Origin of the sequence: Curtobacterium sp. 458, assembly GCF_030406605.1 — a bacterium.
Classification (GTDB): Bacteria; Actinomycetota; Actinomycetes; order Actinomycetales; family Microbacteriaceae; genus Curtobacterium.
Genome location: NZ_CP129104.1, coordinates 1920888 through 1941970 on the forward strand (window position 1 = coordinate 1920888; position 21083 = coordinate 1941970).

At 72.4% G+C, this 21083-nt stretch carries 25 protein-coding genes; 10 read left to right on the forward strand and 15 right to left on the reverse strand.

Annotation, left to right across the window (positions count from 1 at the left end; all coding sequences use genetic code 11):
* The first annotated feature begins 84 nt into the window (after positions 1-84).
* The 5 genes from QPJ90_RS09545 (at position 85) to QPJ90_RS09565 (ending at position 6466) form a co-directional block, all read left to right on the forward strand.
* A complete protein-coding gene (locus QPJ90_RS09545) occupies positions 85-939 on the forward strand; it encodes a cation-transporting ATPase (RefSeq protein ID WP_290131012.1) in 855 nt (284 codons plus the stop codon).
* A 238-nt stretch (positions 940-1177) separates the two neighbouring features.
* Positions 1178-2842, forward strand: coding sequence for an ABC transporter substrate-binding protein (locus QPJ90_RS09550; protein WP_290131013.1), 1665 nt, complete (start codon positions 1178-1180; stop codon positions 2840-2842).
* Positions 2839-4536, forward strand: coding sequence for an ABC transporter ATP-binding protein (locus QPJ90_RS09555; protein ID WP_290131014.1), 1698 nt, complete (start codon positions 2839-2841; stop codon positions 4534-4536). The genes QPJ90_RS09550 and QPJ90_RS09555 overlap by 4 nt, the downstream gene beginning before the upstream one ends.
* Complete coding sequence (locus tag QPJ90_RS09560; protein WP_290131015.1) at positions 4533-5471, forward strand: ABC transporter permease; 939 nt, start codon at positions 4533-4535, stop codon at positions 5469-5471. The genes QPJ90_RS09555 and QPJ90_RS09560 overlap by 4 nt, the downstream gene beginning before the upstream one ends.
* Positions 5468-6466 (forward strand): ABC transporter permease, encoded by a 999-nt coding sequence (locus QPJ90_RS09565; RefSeq protein WP_290131016.1) that lies wholly within the window; start codon positions 5468-5470, stop codon positions 6464-6466. The genes QPJ90_RS09560 and QPJ90_RS09565 overlap by 4 nt, the downstream gene beginning before the upstream one ends.
* Before the next feature lie 108 nt (positions 6467-6574).
* On the opposite strand, the gene QPJ90_RS09570 is transcribed toward QPJ90_RS09565, so the two are convergent.
* Positions 6575-7816, reverse strand: coding sequence for an MFS transporter (locus tag QPJ90_RS09570; RefSeq protein ID WP_290131017.1), 1242 nt, complete (start codon positions 7814-7816; stop codon positions 6575-6577).
* A gap of 129 nt (positions 7817-7945) precedes the next feature.
* Here QPJ90_RS09570 and QPJ90_RS09575 point away from each other — a divergent pair, with 129 nt between their 5' ends.
* Genes QPJ90_RS09575 through QPJ90_RS09585 form a run of 3 tightly spaced genes read left to right on the forward strand, consistent with a single transcriptional unit; the run spans position 7946 to position 9117 of the window.
* Positions 7946-8284: a carboxymuconolactone decarboxylase family protein gene (locus QPJ90_RS09575; protein ID WP_290131018.1), complete on the forward strand. Its 339-nt coding sequence runs from the start codon at positions 7946-7948 to the stop codon at positions 8282-8284.
* Positions 8281-8664, forward strand: coding sequence for a DUF2255 family protein (locus QPJ90_RS09580; RefSeq protein WP_290131019.1), 384 nt, complete (start codon positions 8281-8283; stop codon positions 8662-8664). Before QPJ90_RS09575 ends, QPJ90_RS09580 begins: the two co-directional genes overlap by 4 nt.
* Before the next feature lie 21 nt (positions 8665-8685).
* A complete protein-coding gene (locus QPJ90_RS09585) occupies positions 8686-9117 on the forward strand; it encodes a cupin domain-containing protein (RefSeq protein ID WP_290131020.1) in 432 nt (143 codons plus the stop codon).
* 25 nt (positions 9118-9142) lie between these two features.
* Here QPJ90_RS09585 and QPJ90_RS09590 read toward each other — a convergent pair whose 3' ends face one another.
* The 10 genes from QPJ90_RS09590 to QPJ90_RS09635 all read right to left on the reverse strand — a co-directional run bounded on the left by QPJ90_RS09590 (position 9143) and on the right by QPJ90_RS09635 (position 16869).
* Positions 9143-9679 carry a hypothetical protein gene (locus QPJ90_RS09590; protein ID WP_290131021.1) on the reverse strand — a complete coding sequence of 179 codons (537 nt, stop codon included), beginning with the start codon at positions 9677-9679 and terminating at the stop codon, positions 9143-9145.
* Positions 9676-10995 (reverse strand): DUF58 domain-containing protein, encoded by a 1320-nt coding sequence (locus QPJ90_RS09595; RefSeq protein WP_290131022.1) that lies wholly within the window; start codon positions 10993-10995, stop codon positions 9676-9678. The genes QPJ90_RS09590 and QPJ90_RS09595 overlap by 4 nt, the downstream gene beginning before the upstream one ends.
* A complete protein-coding gene (locus tag QPJ90_RS09600) occupies positions 10992-12035 on the reverse strand; it encodes a MoxR family ATPase (RefSeq protein ID WP_290131023.1) in 1044 nt (347 codons plus the stop codon). Before QPJ90_RS09600 ends, QPJ90_RS09595 begins: the two co-directional genes overlap by 4 nt.
* The gene (locus QPJ90_RS09605) at positions 12032-12511 is read right to left on the reverse strand and encodes a hypothetical protein (RefSeq protein WP_290131024.1); all 480 of its coding nucleotides are present in this window, start codon (positions 12509-12511) and stop codon (positions 12032-12034) included. The genes QPJ90_RS09600 and QPJ90_RS09605 overlap by 4 nt, the downstream gene beginning before the upstream one ends.
* Entirely contained in the window at positions 12508-13245 is a 738-nt protein-coding gene (locus tag QPJ90_RS09610; RefSeq protein WP_290131025.1) for a DUF4129 domain-containing protein, read from the reverse strand. Before QPJ90_RS09610 ends, QPJ90_RS09605 begins: the two co-directional genes overlap by 4 nt.
* Before the next feature lie 118 nt (positions 13246-13363).
* Complete coding sequence (locus QPJ90_RS09615) at positions 13364-13894, reverse strand: hypothetical protein (RefSeq protein WP_290131026.1); 531 nt, start codon at positions 13892-13894, stop codon at positions 13364-13366.
* 10 nt (positions 13895-13904) lie between these two features.
* Positions 13905-14576 (reverse strand): hypothetical protein, encoded by a 672-nt coding sequence (locus QPJ90_RS09620; protein ID WP_290131027.1) that lies wholly within the window; start codon positions 14574-14576, stop codon positions 13905-13907.
* 38 nt (positions 14577-14614) lie between these two features.
* Entirely contained in the window at positions 14615-15460 is an 846-nt protein-coding gene (locus QPJ90_RS09625) for an aminoglycoside phosphotransferase family protein (protein WP_290131028.1), read from the reverse strand.
* A 42-nt stretch (positions 15461-15502) separates the two neighbouring features.
* The gene (locus QPJ90_RS09630; RefSeq protein ID WP_290131029.1) at positions 15503-16516 is read right to left on the reverse strand and encodes a cation diffusion facilitator family transporter; all 1014 of its coding nucleotides are present in this window, start codon (positions 16514-16516) and stop codon (positions 15503-15505) included.
* Positions 16513-16869 (reverse strand): metalloregulator ArsR/SmtB family transcription factor, encoded by a 357-nt coding sequence (locus QPJ90_RS09635; RefSeq protein ID WP_290131030.1) that lies wholly within the window; start codon positions 16867-16869, stop codon positions 16513-16515. Before QPJ90_RS09635 ends, QPJ90_RS09630 begins: the two co-directional genes overlap by 4 nt.
* Before the next feature lie 60 nt (positions 16870-16929).
* On the opposite strand from QPJ90_RS09635, the gene QPJ90_RS09640 reads away from it, so the two are divergent.
* Both QPJ90_RS09640 and QPJ90_RS09645 read left to right on the forward strand, forming a co-directional pair.
* Complete coding sequence (locus QPJ90_RS09640) at positions 16930-17319, forward strand: hypothetical protein (protein ID WP_290131031.1); 390 nt, start codon at positions 16930-16932, stop codon at positions 17317-17319.
* A gap of 20 nt (positions 17320-17339) precedes the next feature.
* Positions 17340-18314: an NAD-dependent epimerase/dehydratase family protein gene (locus QPJ90_RS09645; protein ID WP_290131032.1), complete on the forward strand. Its 975-nt coding sequence runs from the start codon at positions 17340-17342 to the stop codon at positions 18312-18314.
* 33 nt (positions 18315-18347) lie between these two features.
* Here the strand turns inward: QPJ90_RS09645 and QPJ90_RS09650 are convergent, their stop codons facing one another.
* From QPJ90_RS09650 to QPJ90_RS09665, 4 genes are all read right to left on the reverse strand, one after another.
* The gene (locus tag QPJ90_RS09650) at positions 18348-18932 is read right to left on the reverse strand and encodes a DUF1349 domain-containing protein (protein ID WP_290131033.1); all 585 of its coding nucleotides are present in this window, start codon (positions 18930-18932) and stop codon (positions 18348-18350) included.
* Positions 18933-18969: 37 nt separating this feature from the next.
* Entirely contained in the window at positions 18970-19410 is a 441-nt protein-coding gene (locus QPJ90_RS09655) for a hypothetical protein (RefSeq protein WP_290131034.1), read from the reverse strand.
* Positions 19411-19564: 154 nt separating this feature from the next.
* Entirely contained in the window at positions 19565-19996 is a 432-nt protein-coding gene (locus tag QPJ90_RS09660) for a hypothetical protein (protein WP_290131035.1), read from the reverse strand.
* A 63-nt stretch (positions 19997-20059) separates the two neighbouring features.
* Entirely contained in the window at positions 20060-21040 is a 981-nt protein-coding gene (locus QPJ90_RS09665; protein ID WP_290131036.1) for a prenyltransferase/squalene oxidase repeat-containing protein, read from the reverse strand.
* Positions 21041-21083 lie beyond the last annotated feature (43 nt).

Here is a 21083-nt window from a genome sequence, read left to right on the forward strand (position 1 = left end):
CTCCCAGGAGTTTGGGACCAGTCGTCCGGCGCACGCACCGGTCGGTCGCTGAGTGCTCACATGTGTGATCACAAAGGTTGGGCCATGGCGAACCTCAACCGCATCCTCGGGATGGCCTCGAAGGTCATCGACAAGCAGCTGGGCAAGCGCGGGCAGGCGGGCGCGCGGAGCAACGGAGCAACGTCGTCCGGGGGGACCGACTGGCGTGACGTCGTCCGGTCGGCGGCGGACAAGCTCACGGGCGACGACCGGGGCCGTCAGCCCCAGCAGCCCCCGGCACCGCAGCACTCCGGACAGCAGGCCACGCAGCCGCAGCCGCGAACGCACGGGCAGCAGCGCGGTCCGGTCGACGCCGACAAGGTGGCCATCGCGAAGTACGACTACCTCCTCCGCACCGCTCCGCCCGAGCGCCTCGAGCAGGTCCACCACGACGCCTTCGCGCGGCTCACCCCCGGGCAGCGGCAGGAGATCCGCAACCGGCTGAACTCGCAGCTCCCGCCGAACGAGCACCTGCGCGACGACTCGGCCGCCGGACTCGCCCGTGCCGCGACCCGGGGCGAGGTCCAGCGCCCGGGTCTCCTGCGCCGTGTCCTCGGTGGCAGGGGCGGTGCGTTCGCCGGGGGAGCCGCGGTGGGTGCCGGTGCGATGGCCATCGGCGGCATCGGTGTCGCGGTCGCCGGAGCGGCGGTGATGAGTGCCGCGGCGGGGCCGGTGCTCGCCGAGGCCGTCGGCTCGGGCGTCGACTTCGAGGGGATCGCGTCGGGGATCGGCGACCTCGGGCTCGCGGACACGGGTCTCGCGGACCTCGGCGAGGGTGCACAGGGACTGCTCGGCGACGGCGAGCAGCTGCTCGGCGGCTTCGGCGAGCAGGCGTCGGGCCTCGGCGAGCAGGCGTCGAACCTCGGGAACGACTTCCTCGGCGGCCTGTTCGACCGCTGACCCGGGTGGGGAGCGGACGCCGAGTCTCGCATCGCGGGATCGATGTGTGCGCATCGGGAATGCGTGACGTCGCACGACGATTGGACCGTTACGTCGTGCGACGTCCGTCGTGCGCGAGATTCGGCCGGCCGAGGCCCGCGGTGCCAGGATGGACGCCGCCGGAGCGCCCGACACCGGCCAGCGGCACGCCCACCCCACGCGCGTGCGCCACCCACACCCCACGAGGAGCAGCACCGTCATGAGACGCCCCACGCGCCTGATCACCACCGCGGCGGTCGCCGTCGCAGCAGCACTCGCGCTCACCGCCTGCTCGGGCGGGGGATCGTCGGACGACGCCAGCGGCACCGCCAAGGGCGGCACCCTCAACATCCTCACGACGCAGACCGCATTCCACCTCGACCCCGCGACGAGCCAGAGCCTCGGCATCACGTCGATGGCGCTCGTCGCCCGCCGCCTCACCACGTGGGACGTCGAGCCCGGCAAGACCGCCAAGGTCGTCCCGGACCTCGCGACGACCACGGGCAAGGTCAGCGACGACGGCAAGACCTGGACCTACACGCTCAAGGACGGCCTGAAGTTCCAGGACGGGTCGCCGATCACCACGAAGGACATCAAGTGGGGCATCGAGCGCTCGTTCGCGCCGACGCTCACCGGTGGCCTGAGCTACCACAAGTCGCTCCTCGTGGGCGGCGACTCGTACAAGGGACCGTTCGACGGCAAGACGCTCGACAGCATCGAGACGCCGAACGACAAGACGATCGTCTTCAAGCTCAACGCGGCCTACGGCGACTGGCCGTGGATCGCGTCGATGCCGGCGTTCGCGCCGGTGCCGGAGGGCGAGGGCACGAACACCGGACAGTACGACCTCAAGCCGGTGTCGTCCGGCCCGTACCAGGTGCAGTCGAACACGCAGGGGTCGCAGGTCACGCTCGTCCGCAACAAGTACTGGAGCGAGAAGACCGACTCCGTCCGCACCGCGGGCCCGTCGAAGGTCGTGTTCAAGGAGAGCCAGGACCCGTCGACGGTCACGCAGACGCTGATCGCCGACAACGGTGACGCGAAGGACTCCTTCGGTGCGATCTACCTCGGTGCGGCCGAGCTCAACCAGGTGCGCTCGAACCCGGCCGCGCAGGACCGCCTGGCCACGTCGAAGGCCGGCCCGATCACCTACATGGCGATCAACACCCAGCGCGGTGACCTCAAGGACCTCAAGGTCCGCCAGGCCCTGCAGTACGCGGTCGACCGCAAGTCGTTCCGCATCGCCGCCGGAGGCGCGATCGCCGGCACGTACGCCTCGACGCTCATCACGCCGGGCATCGCCGGGCGCCAGGACTACGACCTGTACAAGACGAGCGCCACGGGCGACGTCGACAAGGCGAAGTCGCTCCTGAAGGAAGCAGGGGTCAGCAACCTCAAGCTCACCCTGGTGACGCCGAACGACTCCTCCACGCTGGCGCAGGCCCAGGCCCTGCAGGCGGGGCTCAAGCGCGCCGGGATCACCGTGACGCTCAAGCCGCTCGACGACGACTCGTTCAACCAGGCGACGACGAACGGCACGGACTTCGACCTGTCGCTCTCGAGCTGGCAGCCGGACTTCCCGAGCGCGAACGCCAACCTCCAGCCGCTGTACGACTCCTCGCAGATCGGTGGCGGTGGCTACAACATCTCGAAGTACAGCAACCCCGACGTCGACGCCCTCATCAAGGAGGCGAGCGCGACGATCGACCAGAGCGACGCGCAGAAGCTCTGGGCGCAGGCCGACCGGAAGATCATGGAGGACGCTCCCGTCGTCCCGCTGATGTACGCGAAGCAGTCCTTCCTGGCCGGCTCGGACGTCGAGAACTTCCGCATCGCGGACTTCCCGGCGTACCCGAACTACCTCACGGTGTCGCTGAAGCAGTGACCGACCCGCTGCTCGAGGTCGAGGGGCTCCACGTCGCGTTCGGCGACGCGGAGCCCGTCGTCCGTGACGTCTCGTTCACCCTGACGCCCGGCCGGGTGCTCGCCCTCGTGGGGGAGTCCGGGTCGGGCAAGTCGGTCTCCGCCATGAGCCTGCTCGGCCTGCTCCCACCCGAGGCGCGGGTGTCCGGCAGCGCCCGCTTCCGCGGCGAGGAGCTCATCGGCGCCGACGCGGAGCACCTGCGTGCCGTCCGCGGCGCCGGCATCGGCGTGGTGTTCCAGGAACCGATGAACTCGTTCACCCCGGTCCTGACGATCGGCACGCAGATCGCCGAGGCCGTGCGGGCACACCCGACCGGTCTCGACCGTGCGGGCGTCTCGACCCGTGTCGACGAACTGCTCCGGTCCGCCGGACTCCGGCAACCCGAGCGGATCCGGACGGCCTACCCGCACGAGCTCTCGGGCGGCCAGCTGCAGCGCGCGATGATCGCGATGGCGCTCGCGGGCGACCCGGTGGCGCTCATCGCCGACGAACCGACGACGGCGCTCGACGTCACCGTGCAGGCGGGCATCCTCGACCTGCTCCGCACCCTCGGTCGCGAGCGGTCGCTCGCCGTCCTGCTCATCACGCACGACATGGGCGTGGTCGCGGACGTCGCCGACGAGGTGCTCGTCATGCGTCGCGGCGACCCCGTCGAGCGGGGGAGCGTCGCCGACGTCTTCGCGCGTCCGCAGGCGGACTACACGCGCGAGCTCCTCGCCGCGGTCCCCGCACTGGAGGGACGGATCGCCCCCGCCTCGTCAGCGGCGGACCCGCAGGATGCCCGGCCGGGCACCCCCGCGACGTATGCCGACGGCGGCGACGCGAGCCGTGCCTCCCGGCCGGTGGTGGCGCGCCTGCGCGACGTCGCCGTGCGCTACGCACGCCGCGGCGAGCCGACCGTCTCGGGGATCGACCTCGAGCTGCACGCCGGCGGCACCGTCGGTCTCGTGGGGGAGTCGGGGTCCGGCAAGTCCACGATCGGCCGTGCGCTCGCTGGGCTCGTCCCCGTCGTCGACGGCAGCGTCGAGGTGGACGGCAGCGACCTCCGGACCGCACGGGGGAAGCGCCTGCGGGAGCTCCGCAGCCGCGTCGGCATCGTCTTCCAGGACCCGGCGTCCTCGCTCAACCCGCGGCAGACGATCGGCTGGAGCATCGCCGAGCCGCTCCTCGTGCACGACCCGCGCTCGGACGCCGACCGTCGGGAGCGCGTGGGCGAGCTGCTCCGGGCGGTGCAGCTCGACCCGTCGTGGGCCGAACGCTTCCCGCACCAGCTCTCCGGTGGCCAGCGGCAGCGTGTCGCGGTCGCTCGTGCCCTCGCGCTCCGGCCCGCGGTCGTGATCGCGGACGAGCCCACGAGTGCGCTCGACGTGACGGTGCAGGCCGCCGTGCTCGACCTGCTCGCCACGCTGCAGGACGAGTTCGGGTTCGGGATGCTGCTCGTCAGCCACGACCTCGCCGTCGTCCGGCAGCTCGCCGACGAGGTCGTCGTCCTCCACGACGGCCGCATCGTGGAACACGGCCGCACCGAGGCCGTGCTCGACGATGCGCAGCAGGACTACACGCGCATGCTCCTCGCGGCGGCGCCGGTCGCCGACCCCGTGCGGCAGGCCGAGCGTCGCGAGGCGTGGCGCGCGTGGGAAGGGGTGGCGTCGTGACCGCCAACGTCGTCGACCGTCCGGTCGCCGCGTCCGCCGGCCGGAGCACCGGCTTCCGGGCCGTCGTCCGTCGCGTCCGGCAGGACCGCTGGGCGGTCGCCTCCGCCGTCCTCATCGCCGTGTTCGTGGTGGTCGCGATCGCCGCGCCGCTCATCGCCGCGATCAGCGGGCAGGATCCCTACAAGTACCACGTGGACGCGCTCAACGACTTCGGCGCGCCCCGCGGCGCACTCGGGGGTGTGAGCGGGACGCACTGGTTCGGCGTCGAGCCGCTCACCGGCCGCGACCTCTTCGCGATCGTGACGTACGGCGCGCGGACCTCGCTCGGGATCGGTCTCGCCGCCACGGCGCTGTCGATCGTCATCGGCGTGCTCGTCGGCGTCACCACGGGGTTCTTCGGGGGCTGGTACGACCGGGTGCTCTCCCGGATCGTCGACGTCATCTTCGGCTTCCCGTCGCTCGTGTTCATGATCGCCCTGACCGCGATCGTGCCGACGTCGTTCCCGAAGCCGGTGCTCGTGGTCCTCGTCATCGGGTTCTTCGGCTGGCCGGCCGTCGCGCGCGTCGTCCGGGGGCAGACCCTGTCGCTCGTGACGCGGAACTACGTCGTGGCGTCCACCGCGATGGGTGCCGGTCGCTGGCACGTCATCCGCACCCAGCTCCTGCCGAACCTCGCCGCGACCATCACGGTCTACGCGACGATCTCGATCCCGTCGATGATCGGCGCCGAGGCCGCACTGTCCTTCCTCGCCGTCGGGGTCACCCCGCCGACGCCCTCGTGGGGTCGGAGCATCGGCGACGCGATCGGGTGGGTGCAGACCGACCCGATGTACCTCGTCTTCCCCGGCGCCGCGCTGTTCCTCGTCACCCTCGCGTTCAACGTGCTCGGCGATGCGCTCCGCGACGCCCTCGACCCCCGTGGAGGTGCCCGGTGACCACCCTGCGCTTCATCGCGGTCCGTGTCCTCGGTGCCGTCGTCGTCCTGCTCGTCGTCGCCGCGATCACCTACGCGCTGTTCCTGCTGCTGCCGACGAACCCGGCGCGCGCGATCTGCGACAAGCCCTGCACGCCGGACCGGCTCCGCGAGGTGCAGGCGTTCCTCGGCACCGACAAGCCGTGGCTCGCGCAGTTCGGGGCGTACCTCGCCGGGATCTTCGCCGGTCGGACCTTCGGCTCCGGGGCGTCGGTCATCAACTGCGCCGCGCCGTGCTTCGGGTACTCGTTCCAGCTCCACGAGAACGTCACCGACCTGATCCTGTCGCGCCTGCCCGTCACCGCGTCGATCGCCGTCGGGGCCGCGCTGCTCTGGCTCGTCGCCGGGGTCGTCGGCGGGGCGGTCTCGGCACTGCGCCGTGGGACCTTCGTGGACCGCGCGGTGATGACCGTCGCGGTCGCCGGGGTGTCCTCGCCGTCGTACCTCATCGGGCTGCTCGCGATCCTGCTGTTCGGCTTCGTGCTGGGCGTCCTGCCGACGAGTGGCTACGTGGCCTTCACCGACGACCCCGTGGGCTGGTTCACGCACCTGGTCCTGCCGTGGTGCGTCCTCGCGTTCATCAGTGCCGCGATCTACGCCCGTCTCACCCGGGGGGAGATGCTCGAATCGATGTCGCAGGACTTCGTCCGGACCGCCCGCGCGAAGGGCCTCCGCGAACGCCAGGTCGTCGTGCGGCACGGGCTCCGGACGGCGATCCTGCCCGTGGTGACCCTGTTCGGACTCGACCTCGGTTCGCTCCTCGGCGGTGCGGTCATCACCGAGAAGGTGTTCTCGATGCAGGGTCTCGGGGCGCTCCTCATCGACGCGGTGCACACCCTCGACCTGCAGGTGGTCGTCGGCTTCACGCTGTTCTCGGCGATGCTCATCGTCGTCGCGAACATGATCGTGGACATCGTCTACGCGTTCGTCGACCCGCGGGTGCGGCGCCGGGCGTAGACGGTCCGTCGGTCGGTCGGTCCGTCGGTCCGTCGGTCCGTCGGTCGGTCTGTCGGTCTGTGGGTCGGCCGGGAGGCACGGATGGCCCCCGGCGGGCGGCGCGCGTGGTCAGTTGACGGACATCGAGTCCGGCGCGCGGTGCGCGGTCGGACGCCGGTCGGCGCCGACCGCGATCACGACCACGGGGACGAGCGTCAGGGCGACGATGCCGGCCCCGATCAGCGCGGGACCGGCGACGCCGGTGACGGTGAGCATCGCGCCGACGATCGAGGTCCCGATGGCGGTGCCCAGGTTGAACGCCGACACGGTGAGGGCCGCCCCGAGGGGTGCCGCGCTGCCGGCGGCGTGCACCGCGGTGTTGATGAGCACGCCGTTCGCGCTCAGCCCGAACAGGCCGAGCACGCCGACGAGGACCGCGGTGACGAGCGGTTGGCCGGCGACCAGTCCGATCAGCAGGAGCAGGACGACACTCGCTGCCGGGGTCACGATCGTGACCAGCCCGGGTCGGGCATCGCCGAAGCGTCCGCCGAGGAGCGTCCCGATGAAGGAGCCGACGCCGAACACGGTGAGCACCACCGGGACGAACTGTGCGGGGACGCCGGCCCGGTCGGTGAGCAGCGGCGCGATGTACGAGTAGGCGGCGACCACCCCGCCGGTGGTCGTCACGCAGGCGAGGAGGGTCCACCAGAGCCGTGCGGAGCGCAGCCCCGAGAACTCGCCGCGGATCGAGGTGTGCCCGGCCGCTCCGGTCGCCTGCGGGACGAACCGTGCGACCAGCACCGCGAGGACGACCGCGGCGGCGGCGATGGCCCAGAAGGTCCCACGCCACCCGACGGCCTGCGCGAGGAACGCCCCGAGCGGCACCCCGAGGACGGTGCCGAGCGAGCCGCCCGCACCGACGACGCCCTGCGCCCGCGACCCGAGCCTGGGCCCGGCAGCTCGAGCTGCGACCACGGAGGCCACCGACCAGAACGCGCCGGTCGCGAACGCGGTGGCGAACCGGGCGACGAGCAGGACGGTGAAGTCCTGTGCGACGGCGACGACGACGTGCCCCGCGACGAACAGGGCCATCGCCAACAGGAGCGCGAGGCGCTTCGGCAGCCGGATGGTGAGCAGCGTCATGAGCGGAGACCCGACGATCATCCCGACGGCGAAGACGGTGATGAGGAGGCCCGCGCGGCCGAGCGACACCCCGAGGTCGGTGGCGACCTCGGGGAGGATGCCGGCGACGACGAACTCGGTCGTGATCATGAGGAACGTGCCGACCGCCAGCACCGGCACGACGATCGGCAGTCGGTCCGGTGTGGCGGAGGGACGGAGGTCGTTTCGGAGGTCGGCGGGTGCGTGCATCGTCCTCCCACCGTAGGGACGGCCGCGACGCGGGAGAGAGGGTCTGCCGGACCCCGTTTACGGAGAACCTCACGCCGCACGCAGGTGCGCCGTTGCATGGATCGGTACCGACGACCACGGGAGGACCACATGACGACCGACGACGAGCAGACCGGATGGACCGGCGGCAGGGACGCCTTCGGGGACTTCGCCCCCGGGATGGTGCACTACACCGACGCGGTGCTCTTCGACGAGGTCTGGGAGCGCGCTGGACTCTCCAAGCGTGACCGCAGCCTGGTCACCATCTCGGCGCTGACCGCGCTCGGGAAGACGGACCAGCTGCGGTTCCACCTCGCCTTCGCGCGACAGAACGGCGTGACCGACGACGAGCTGCGGGAAGCCCTGCTGCAGCTGGCGTTCTACACCGGGTGGCCCAACGGCATGGCCGCCACCACCGTCCTCAAGGACATCGTGGAGAACGACCGGTGAGCGCCTGGCCCGCCGACACCGTGCAGCGGATCGCCACGACGGACGACCTCCACATCGCCCCGTTCCGACCCGACGGCCGGACGCCCGGGACGCCGACCTGGATCCGGTCGGTCGTCGTCGACGGCCGGGTCTTCGTCCGCGCCTGGAACGGCACGTCCGGGAAGTGGTACGGGGCGGCGCTCGCGCAGCGGGCGGGGACGATCACCGCCGACGGCGCCACGCACGACGTCGCCTTCACGGCCGTCGACGACCCCGACCTCGGCACCCGCATCGACGCCGCGTACGAGGAGAAGTACGCCGGCAGTCCCTACCTCCCCCCGATGGTCGCGGCCGGACCCCGAGCCGCGACCGTCGAGATCACCCCGCGCGACCCCGCCTGACGCCGACCGGAGACGAAGACGATGACCGAGACCACCTTCCAGCAGCCCTTCCCGACCGGGGAGCCGAACGACGCGTTCGCGCAGTACTTCACCGGGCGGAGCTTCAACGCCCCCGTGGTCGACGGCGGCGTCCCGGTGAACAACATCACCTTCGAGCCCGGCTGCCGCAACGACTGGCACGTGCACCACGGTCAGGACGGCGGCGGCGACCAGGTCCTGATCTGCACCGCTGGCTCCGGGTGGTACCAGGCCGAGGGCTCCGACCCGGTCAGTCTGACACCGGGCACCGCCGTCCGCGTCCCCGCCGGGACGAAGCACTGGCACGGGGCGAAAGCCGACTCGTGGTTCTCGCACCTGGCGTTCATCACGCCCGGCGAGGGGGTCCGCAACGAGTGGCTCGAGCGGGTGACGGACGAGGAGTACGGCGCGCTGCCCGGGGCCGACGAGGACTGACCGCGCCGACGGACGGCGGGATCGGTCAACCCTCGGGGTCGTCGCCGGCGCGCACCAGCACCGGCACGAACATGCCGAGGGTGAGCGCCAGGAGCGCGATCGTCCCGGCCACCGCCAGCCACACGCCACCGACCGGGCCGGCCCCGCCGAGGAGCGCCACGACCACGAAAGCGACCACCTGGGCGCCGACCTGCAGGGCGACGAACCGCAGCGCCGACGGCACGAGTGCCCGGAGCTGCACCCGGGCGGTCCGCGGCGTCCACGCCCACAGCAGGCTCGTGGCGAGCAGGAGGTGCGTCGTGAGGAGGAGCACCGGGAGCTCCGTCCCGTCGATCCCGGCGAGGGCGAGCTGCACCGTGAGGAGCGCCGCGAACGGGCCGCGGGGCACGACCGCGGCGGCCACCGCGAGGACGATCGCGACGACGAGCCAGCCGCTCGCGCCGACCACGACGACCGACCCGACGACACCCGCCACCAGGCCGAGCGCGCCGATCGACCACGCGGGCACCGCCGGACCGATCGCCGGGGCGCCTGCCCGCTCCGCCCGCGAGGGGGCCGTCATCCGGCCCGCCGAGCGCGGCTCAGCAGGCGGAGCTGCACGGCGGGGGAATCGCCGTCGTCGGTCCGCCAGCGGATCAGTTCGACGCCGGTGGCGGTCATCTCCGTGAACCGGTCGGCACGTTCGAGCGTGAGGAGCCGGGACGCCGCGCGCTCGTGACGGCTCGCCCGCCGGTCGTCGGGCGTCGGGAGCACGTCGACGGCCACGACGCGGTGCCCCGTGGCGGCCCACGTCATCGCCATCGTCGCCGCCTGGTCGTCGAGGAACGTCGACAGGACCACGACGAGCGACGCCGCCGGGACGAGCGGCATGCGCGCCGTCGCCGTCGCGTCACCGGTCGGGGTCACCGCGGCGATGGTCGAGCGGAGCCGCTCGAGGTGCCGGGTGCCGCCGCCGGGTTCGACCGACCGCGCGGTGCCGGCGAGGTCGCGGAAGCCGACCCGGTCGCCGGCCCCGACGTACGCGGTGGCGAGGGACACGGCGGCTTCGCGCGCGAGGTCGAGCGAGGTCGCGTCACGGCTGCCGTGCCGGGCGCCGCTCCACTCCGTGACGTCCGCGCCGAGGTCGTCCCGGCCGTCGAGCACGAGGACGACGAGGGCGTCCGCCGTCGCGAAGGTCCGGCGCACGTAGAGGTCACCCGGGCGCTCGGCCCGCCGTGCGGTGCGTCGCCAGTCGATGCGCCGGAGCCGGTCGCCCGGGGCGAAGAGGGCGACGTCGCGGAACTCGCCGCCGTCGCCGGGACGGGTGGAGTCGTGCGCTCCCGTGATGCCCGTCACCCTCTTCGGCATCGGGAGGTGCTGCATCCGGAGGTGCGGGGGCGGGACGACCGCGGACCGCACCGGACCGGCGTCGGGCACCGAGACCGCGGTGCCGCCCCGGCCGAGGAGCGACAGGTGTGTCCGCAGGACCTCCTGGGGTCCGGAGTGCGTGACCGGGACGGTGCCGGTGAGGTGCACCGCACGGCGAGGTCCGACCACGACGACGTGCCGACGGTCGCCGGCGACGCGGAACTCGACGGCGACGGCCTCGGCGGTGGCAGGCAGGGCGACTTCCGCCCGGTACCCGACGCCCCGACCGGAGTCGGAGGGTGCGAGCTCGATCGTCGTACCGGCCGGGGCCGCGTGGTGACGGCGGGCGCCGAACGCTGCGGTCACGAGCGCCGGCAACGCCACCACCACGAGCTCGGGACGTCCGGTGACGAGGCCGAGCCCGGCGAGGAACACACCGGCGGCGAGCCCGAAGACGAGTGCGGGGTTCCGTACCCAGAGCGGCGTGGACGCGGCCACGGGGCGGGCCGACGGTCCGTCCGGAACGCTCACCGTGCCTCCAGGCCGGCAGCACCGGACCCGCCGGTACCGCCGGGGACGCCCGCCGCCCCGACGACCGGCGGCCCGGCCACCTGCGCGACGATGCCCCGCACGATCACCGCCGGGTCCACCCCGTTCGCCCACGCCTGCGGCGTCAACGAGATCCGGTGCGCGAGCACCGCGACCGCAGCGGTCTTGACGTCCTCCGGCGTGACGAAGTCGCGCCCGTCCATGACCGCCCGCGCACGGCCGACGAGCATGAGCGCCTGCGCCCCGCGCGGCGACGACCCGACCTGCACGTCGCGGTGGGTCCGTGTCGCGGCCGCGAGGTCGACGCAGTAGAGCGCGATGTCCTCGTCGACGTGCACGCTCTCGACCGTGGCCTGCATGCGCAGCATGTCGGCCGCGTCGACCACCGCCGGGACCGTCGCGACCTCCTGCCGTCGCCCGATCCGGTTGAGGAGGACCTGCTGCTCGCCCTCGCGGGTGGGGTAGCCGACCGAGAGGCGGACCATGAAACGGTCGAGCTGCGCCTCCGGCAGGGCGTAGGTGCCCTCGTACTCGATCGGGTTCGACGTCGCGACGACGTGGAAGGGCCGGGGGAGCGGGAAGCCCTCGCCCTCGACCGTGACCTGTCCTTCGGCCATCGCCTCGAGGAGCGCCGACTGGGTCTTCGGTGACGTGCGGTTGATCTCGTCGGCGAGGAACATCCCGGTGAAGACGGGGCCCGGCCGGAAGACGAAGTCGGCGGTCGACGGGGCGTAGACGAACGACCCGGTGATGTCGGCCGGCAGGAGGTCCGGGGTGCACTGCAGCCGACGGAAGTCGAGTCCGCAGGCGGCGGCGAGGCTCCGCGCCGCGAGCGTCTTGCCGAGTCCGGGGACGTCCTCGAACAGGACGTGACCGCCGGCGAGGATGCTCGCGAACGCCAGCTCGAGGGACTCCCGCATCCCGACGACGACCGCGCCGACCGTGTCGAGGACGTCGTGGGAGCGCGCGGCGACGTCGGCGATGGGCAGCGGCTGGGCGCTCTGCGGCGGGGTGTCGGTCACGGGTGCCTCTCGGTCGTGGGTTCCAGGGTCTCGAGCGCGGTGAGGACGCTCGCGAAGGTGGTGAGGTCGATCTCGGTCCGCCGCTCGCGCACCAGGACGGCGACCACGCCCGGCGGCAGGACCGCCTCGATGGCCGTCCGGTCGGCCGGGTCGTCCAGGTCGAGTCGGTGCAGCGTCCGCAGGCGGTGCCGAGCCACCGCGCGGGCGCGGGCGAGCGTCCGCTCCGGCACGCCGCCGCGGGCGCGCAACGCCCACGCCGTCTCGGCGAGCTCACGTCGTGCGCCGGGTTCGGAGCGGACGGGAGGCACGGGCCAGGTCAGCGGGACGTCCTCGCGGACCGCGCTCCACGTCAGACCCACCGCGGCGACGGCGCCGCCGACGGCGAGCGACTGCAGGACGCCGACACCGAAGAACCAGGTGATCGCGGCCGCGACGACGGCGAGCACGAGCACCCCGGTGGTGCGGCGGCGGTTCACGATCGGCCCGTCGGGGCGTCGGCCCACTGTGCGTCGAGCGTGCGCAGTGCGGCGCGGACGGCGGCGACGTCGGCGTCGCTCGCCGGACTCCCGCCGAACCGCACCGCGAGGTAGCAGCGACGCAGGGTCGCGAGGGCGGTCTCGTCGACGTCGAGTCGTCGGAGGATCCGCGTCGTGAACTCGGTCGGCGTCTCCGCTGCGCCCCGACGGAACCCGGCGTCCTCGGCGGACTCCTGCAGACCGAGCCACGCAGCGGTGACGGCGTCGGACGGGTCGCGTGGCGCCGACAGCACCTCGAGCGCACGGCCGATCCCGCGGCGGAGGTGCTGTCGACCGACCTCGGCGGACGGTTCGGCCGCCACCGCGACCGTGAGGCCGGCGACCCCGATCTCCTCCGGACGTCCACGACGACGACGCTTCCGCAGCAGGTGCACGACCACGAGCACCAGCAGCGCGACCACGACGACCGCGAAGACGACGAGGACCCAGGTCGTGTCGACGTGCTGGGCCGCGCGGGCGCCGGGCGGCTGCGGCTCGTTCGTCGCGGGTGGCGGCGACGCGGTCGACACGACGGCTGGTGGGCGGGCGGGGGCGACCGTCGGGGACCAGCGCGCACCGGTCAGGACGGGACGCGCTCCGAGTCCGGCGGCGACGACGACCAGCGCCCCGAGGGCGAACGCGGCGACGGGGACGAACGGGGAGCCGCTGCGCTGCGGACCGTCGTCGTTCCCCATGACCTCACGCTACCCCGCGCGGCCGCGGGAGCGGCGTCCGTCAGGCGGGTCGCGTCGGGAGCAGCCGGACCGGACCGACGGCCGTCCGGCGACGGCCTGGAGGCGCGACCGGCGTCCGTCAGGCGGGTCGCGCCTCCAGGCTGGTCACCGCAGCGCGCCGCTCCCGCCGACGGTGGCGCGCGACGACCGCGCTCGTGGCGGCCGCCGTCGCGGCCGCCACGAGCGCCAGCCATCCCCACCCTGACACCGGCAGAGCCGCGGACACCCCGGAGAACAGCGCGAGGCACCCGAACGTCGCCGAGACGACCGCCGTCAGGATGACGACCGAGCTGACGGCACCGACGGCGCTCGGCGACCGCCGACGCAGGAACCAGTCGGGCAGCGCAGCGAGGGCCCCTGCCGCGAACCCGTAGAGGAGGGCGCCGATGGCCGCGAAGAGCATCACGGGGACGAGGAGGACGATGAAGGTCAGCCTTTCGGGGGACTGTTCGACGACCGCGCCCACGATCGTCCAGACGACGGGGACGGCGACGACGGCCGCGGCACCGGCCCACGCGGTCGTCAGCGGCAGGACCGACAGGAGTGTCCGACGGGTCGCACCGCCTCGGGCGTCGGGCGCGGTCGTGGTGCTCGGCTCGTCCGTCGTCACGGTCGTCACCCTAGCGAGCCGTGCTGCGGGATCGTGGCCGGTGGTCCAGCTCCCGCCGCAGCGCCCGCACCACGGGGAGGAGGGTCTCGAGGCCGCCCGGCCCGGCCCCGAACGGACGTCCGAGGGCGGTCCGCGGTGCGAGGACGAGCGGGTCGCCGCCGTCGAGGCCGAACCACAGGGCGTAGTCGACCCGGGTGCCGCGGGAGTCCTTCGTCGCGAGCCCGACCCGGTGGATGCGCGACCAGGGCACGTCGAGCACCGGGCCGTCCCGTTCGGGCGTCCACCCGTGCAGTCCCGCCGTGTCGAAGGTCCAGACCTCCGGACGCGGGCGGGGGAGGTCCTCGCTGGCGCGGATGCCCTTCGTCAGCACCGGGAGGAAGAACGCCGGTCGGTGGCTGCTCGCACGCATCCGGGCGAGGACCCGACGATCGCGTCGGCCGCTCCACCACGTGCCGATCGACATGGCGAAGCCGACGACGACCACGAACGCCTCGACCAGGACGACGCTCCCGACCCGACTGCTGCGGGCCATCTCCGCGACGAAGGCCGGGGACCGGAGCTCGGCGACGATGAGCGCAGGTGCCCCCAGCACGAGGACCAGTGCGACCAGGTGGATCGGCCACGACGGAGCGGCGGTGCCGTCACGCAGACGCTCGACCCACCGGTCCGAGATGAACGCCATCTGCCCATCCTGCTCCGGTGCGATCGAGTGCGGGCAGGTCAGAACGCGGTGAGCGCGTCGCGCAGCATCCGGTGGCCCTGCGCTTCGAACGCCTCGTCGTGCACCGCATACGCCCACACCGCGGTGCCGACGGCCTCCCGGAGCTGCAGCCAGCGCCAGTCCTCGGGGTCGCGGGGATCCTCCCCGTACCCGTCGAGGAACGCCCGCTCGAGCTCGGGGCGCCGCTCCCAGTACAGGACGGCGAGCCTGGTGCAGTCCGTGGCTGCCGGGCGGAGCGCGAAGCGACCGTAGTCGATGGCGAGGAGACGGCCCCGGTCGACCAGCCAGTTCCGCGGGTGCCAGTCGCCGTGCGTGGGGACGACCGTCACCGGGTGCGGCACCCACGTCTCGAACAGCGCTCGGACCCGCTCGGCCGTGTCCGCATCGATGCGGTGCGGGTCGTCGAGCAGCCGGAGCACCTTGTCCCGCTCGCGGTCGAGGTACTGCGGGTCCTCGCGGGCGGACTGCTGGTGGAACCGTCGCAGGACGGTGCCGGCCTGCCGGTGGACGTCGGGGTCGTCCTCGTGGGGCGACCCGAGCGCGAGCCGACCCGGGAGTCGATCGAGGACCAGCACGCGTGCGTCCTCGTCCGCGGCGACGAGGCGGGAGGTCCGGGCGCCGAGGACGCTCGTCCAGCCGTCGCGGTGAGCCGCGAGCTCCCGGGGGAAGTGCGCGTTGTCCGGTCCCGAGGCCTTGACGACGTAGTCGCCGGCGGCGTCACGGACGTGGAGCACTCGCGTGTCCAGCAGTCCCCACGAGTCATCGGCCACGAGGACCGGATCGTCGAAGACCGACTGCAGGAAGGCGACCTGCTCGTCCCGCAGTCCGCTCGTCCCCCAGTGCACACCTCACCCTACGTCCGGCGTGCACGGCGGCGGCACGTCGACTCAGTGCTGGTGCGCGTGGACGGCGGGCACCACCGTGAACTCGTCGACGTTGCCGATCGCTTCGTGCACGTGTTCGGCGGCGTGCGCGGCGACGTCCGCGGCCTCGTGCAGGGACGGCGCCGCCACCTCGACCGTGGCGGAGCCGGTCAGGCGGTGGCCGACCCAACGGAGTCGGACGTCGCGGACGGCTTCGACGCCCGGGGTGTGTTCGAGCGCGTGCTCGGTCCTGCTGACGAGGCCCGGGTCGATGGCGTCCATGAGGCGGGCGCCGATGGACTTCACCGTTCCCCAGAGCAGCGCCATGATCGACACCGAGATGAGCAGGCCGATGATCGGGTCCGCGATCGGGAAGCCGACGAGGACGCCGACCGCTCCGAGGACGACGGACAAGGACGTGAACCCGTCGAGGCGCGCGTGCACGCCGTCGGCGACGAGTGCCGCGGAGCCGATCTTCTGGCCGACGCGGATGCGGTAGACCGCCACGGCCTCGTTGCCGGCGAAGCCGATGAGTCCGGCGGCGACGAGCAGCCATGGGTGCTCGATCGGCCGAGGATCGATGAAGCGGTCGACCGCCTGCCAGCCAGCGACGACGGCGGAGAGGGCGACGACGAACACGATGAACATGCCCGCGAGGTCTTCCGCTCGGCCGTAGCCGTACGTGTAGCGGCGGTTCGCGACGCGGCGTCCGAGGACGAACGCGATCCAGAGCGGCACCGCGGTCAAGGCGTCGGCGAAGTTGTGGATCGTGTCCGCGAGCAGCGCGATCGACCCGGTGAACGCGACGATCACCGCCTGCAAGACCGTCGTGGCCAACAGGACGAACAGGCTGATCTTCAGGGCGCGGACGCCGGCGGTGCTGGCCTCCATCGCGTCGTCGATCGAGTCCGCCGAGTCGTGCGTGTGCGGAACGAACAGGTCGTACAGGAACCCCTTCGCCCCGCCGTGCGGATGGTCGTGGTGGTGGTCGTGCCCGTGGTCGTTGCGGTCCGTGTGGGTGTGCGTGTGGTCCGTCATGAGGAGGCCTGCTGGTGGTGGGGTGCGTGACCGACCACGTGCTCGGCCTGCTTGACCGCGTCGATGACCAGCTCCGAAGCGTGCTCGTCGGTCAGCCGGTAGAACACCGTCGTGCCTTCGCGGCGGGTCGACACCATCCGCGCCAGGCGGAGCTTCGCCAGGTGCTGCGACACGGCCGGGGCGCTCTTGCCGACGACCTCTGCGAGGCGGTTCACCGAAAGCTCGTCGCTGTTCCGCAACGCGAGGATGATCTTCACGCGGGTCGCGTCCGCGAGCATGGCGAACACCTCCACCGCGAGCTCGACGTACTCGGACTCCGGGCTGAGTCCGCAAGGCTGCTTGTCTACGTGCACATGCAGGTACTAGCGGAAGGGCTCGTCGTGCCAAGATGGTGGCGCGGCGAGGGGGACTGCATGGACGAAGCGCTCTTGTACGACCTGTGCAGCCGTGCTCGGCTCGTACAGGTCCGGTCGGTCTCGACCGAAGCGGGGCTCCGAGGACTCACCGACCTCATCGGGCGGGCTGCTCGCTGTCCAGAGCACTACTCGCACGCGCGCCTGCTGCAGCTGATCGAGGCTGCGCCACGACCGGTCGGGTTCCGCCACGGCATGCGCCGGCTGGCAGCCCTGGGCACGAGCCGGACTGACGCGCCGGACACGTACACCGACACCGAGCGTGACGAGTACGAGGCTGCGCAGCGTGCGCTCCTCAGGAGCGTCGGCCGGGTCTCCGGAGAACCGGTGCCCGGAGTGGTGGGGGTCGCGCGGAACGTCCTCGAACAGTTCCTGCTCCGCTGGTTCTGACGGCACGCTTGACTGGGTCCATGCGAGCACTGGTGCTGGGCGGGACAGGGTGGGCCGGACGAGCGGTGGTCGAACACCTCCTCGAAGGAGGTGCCGAGGTCACGTGTCTCGCTCGAGGGGAGTCGGGGACCGTCCCGGAGGGTGCTCGTCTCGTCCGGGCTGATCGCCTGTCGCCGGGTGCGTACAAGGCCGTGCACGGCGAGTGGGACGAGGTCATCGAGCTCTCGCACGAGCTGGACCTCGTCGAGCCTGCCCTCGACGCCCTCGCTGACGCCGCGGCGCACTGGACACTGGTGTCCACCGCGTCCGTGTACGCCCGCAACGACGAACCCGGGGCGGACGAGACAGCCGACGTCGTCGAGCCGACGGACCTGTCGAAGTACGCGGATGCGAAGGTGGCGGCCGAACGCAGCTCCGCCGCTCGTCTCGGGTCCCGGCTGTTGATCGGTCGACCCGGCCTCATCGTCGGTCCCGGCGACCCCAGCGACCGGTTCGGGTACTGGCCCGCGCGGCTGAGCGGGACCGGACCCGTCCTGACCCCGACGACGTCGGGCCGCTTCGTGCAGGTCATCGACGTCGCCGACCTGGCAGCCTGGATCGGGCAGGCAGCACGAGCCGGTCACAGCGGCGTGGTCAACGCCGTGGGGGAGTCAGTCGCCTTGGCCGACTTCCTCCGGACCGTGGCGAGCGTCACCGGCTTCAACGGCGAACTCGTCGAGGTCGAGGACAGTGAGTTGCTCGCACACGCTGTTCGCTACTGGGCGGGGCCGCGATCCCTCCCGTTGTGGCTTCCACTATCGGATGCCGCCTTCGCGCAGCGGTCGTCGTGCGCCTTCTCACGCACGGGAGGTCGGGTACGGCCGTTGGGAGCAACGGCGCGCTCGGTGCTCGAGGACGAGCGCGCTCGCAGTCTCGATCGGGTCCGCCGCTCAGGTCTCAGCGCCTCCGAGGAGCGCGCCGTCCTCCGGCAGGTCCGGCGGAGGACCAGCCGCTAGCTGGTGCCGTGGACACGAAGCGGTGCTGCGTCGTCAGTCCGCGTGCAGACTGCCGTCAGCCGGGCCGGTCTGCCACGCGGTGAAGTGCACCTCGAAGCCCGGACGCGACGGTGCGCAGCACATCGGCCCGGCAGTGACCACGGCTCGCTCGTCCAGCGGGGCGACGCGCACCAACCGCCACGGCTCGTCCTCGACGCGGGCGCGGACCGTGAGCGCGTCGTCAGACCGACTGGCGCGGATCGTGACGAGCCTGCCGTGCCACTCCGGGGCCGGGGACAAGGACCAGTCCGAGAACCCTCGCGTGACCACAGCGCCGAGGCAGTCCTCACCGTCGCTCCGCTCGACCCCGGCCTTGATCCAGGTCGCCTCGTCGACCGAGACGAAGATCCCCGCCTGGTCGAACTGCTCGGCGAGGTCCAAACGGAAGGTCACCTCCATCGCGGTGCCGTTCGTGAACGGGGCCAGGAGTGCGTGCTCGGTGTCGTGCACGAACCCGTAGGAGGTCAGCCGCCAGGCATCACTGCCCTCCGCGGCGCTGACGCGGATGCCGTCTTCCGAGGTCGCTACCGCGACGGGCGGGTTGCTCCACGTCCCGGCACTCCATGCGATGTCGTCCATGTGCCGACCGTACCGGCCGGACGTCTCCCGCCTGCCATCAGGCGGCGATCGCACCTCCGTCCAGGATGCAGACGAGGACCCCCAGCGCGGAGGCGAGGAACGCGGGGAGCAGACCGACCCCGCCGATGACCAGCGCGACCCAGCCGACTCGACGGCCGGCGACCCAGCCTCGCACCACGCCGCGGTACCCGAGCGCGATCACGGTGAGTGCGGTGGGGAGCGCGGCGACAGCGACGAGCCCGACCACGAACTCCGCTCGCGCGACCAGGACCGGAGGGTCGTCGAAGGGGTGCCGTGCGGCGCCCGCGCCAGCGAGATCCGCCGCACTGACGCCGTTCGAGACGGAGAGCACGAGCGCCAGCACCGCGGAATAGAGCACCACGAGTGCGAGAGCCACCCACCCGGCCGACGCTCGCCCCGAACCATCGCGGTCACGGACCTCCATCGGATCGCGCTGATGCCAGAACCGATCCGTCACGGGACGAGACTACGGGTCGGCGAGCGGCTCCTGACGAAGACGCTGACAGACGGAATCAGCAGCATCCCGCTCCCGTCAGCAGGAGAGACGCAGGCGAGGAACTTCGCCGCGCGCATCGACTCTCGGAGGCGCTGACCGAACCAGCAAGATCCGGCTAGGTCAGGGTCAGGGCCGTGAGGAGGACGTACCCGGCTGCGGTGATCAGGAGGAGCGCGCCGAGGCCACCGAGTGGGTAGCAGACACCGGTCCTGCGGGTGTGGGAGCGGATGCCTGCAGCGCCGGCGGTGATGACGGCGGCGAACCCGCCGAAGAAGGTGAGGCCCATGCCGGTGAACCAGCCTGCATCCCCTCCGCTGCAGCCATCATCTCGGTTCGAGCAGGTGCTGTACGAGATGAGGCTCTCGTTGAGGATGAACCCGACGCAGACGATGGCGCTCAGCAGACCGACGACGATGACGACCCAGATGAGGGCGAGGTTCCAGCCGGCGGCGCGGCCGCTGAACGGTGCGCGTCGAATGCGGTCCTTCAGCGGACAGGAACGTGCGCGTGTTCGTACCTCCAGCGCCTGCGCTCCAGCTCGTCTCACATGAGTGGTCCGCGAAGTGTCTCGATGACGGTCGCGTGTACGGACGCCCCGAAGAGTCCTTGCTCACGGAGTGACGGGAGCGTCCCACCACCGCAGCACCCGCGTCCCGACGAGCGTGAGCCACCGCGATGGCTCGCCCGCGGGGACGTCGACCTCGAGCCACTGCCGACCCGGTGGTCGGTCGCCCTGCACCCATCGTCCGTCCGAACCGCGGGCAGCGCGGACGACCTCGATCGCTTCGGCCGCGCGCGGGTCGGGTGCTGTGCCGTCCCGGAGTGCCGCCGCCCGGAGGTGGTCGGTCGCGCGGAGCACGGTGTACTTCCACCGGAACGGGTACGCGAACTCGGTCGCCCACGAGCCGACGAGCGCTCCGTCGGACTTCCGGTGGAGCAGCCGACGGTCGAGCAGGTACTCGGCGCCCCGGTGTCGGGCTGCGCGGAGGTCCGCGGCGAGCGGGTGCCGCCCGTCGGTCAGGACCTCGTGCTGCAGGAGGCCCTCGATCACGTTGAGCGTCGAGTGGAACGACGAGACGGTGGAGCCGTCGACCCAGGAGCAGTTCCACCCGCCGTCGTCCATCTGGTGGTCGAGGAGCCACTGCGCGATCCCGTCGACGTCGGCTCCGAGCCACGCGCCGTTCGCGAGGGTGAAGGCGTTGATGCAGCAGTCGACCTCGCCGCCCCAGTAGGGCAGGTCGTCGTACTCCCACCGGCTGTTCGCGTCGACGCGTGCGGCGGTGTCTCCGAGGACCGCGGCGCCGAGTCCCCACTCGCGCAGGTCCTTGAGTGCCCACGTGGTCGCCGTGTACGGCTGCCCGGGCGCCGATGCCTCGGGGCCGTCGGGGTCGAAGTCGGCGGGGAAGTACGCGCCACCGGCCCACTGCCCGTCGCCGTCTTGGTGGGTGAGCAGCGCGGCGCCGAACCCCTCCGTGGCGACGCGAGCGCGGGTGGCCCGCCAGACCTCGACCGGCGCACCGACGAGGTCCCGCTCCACCTGCCAGCGGATCGCGGGATCGGAGTCGAGCAGCCAGTCGACGACGTCGTCCATGGCGCGGAGGCTACCGCGCTTCCAGCGCATCGCACCACACACC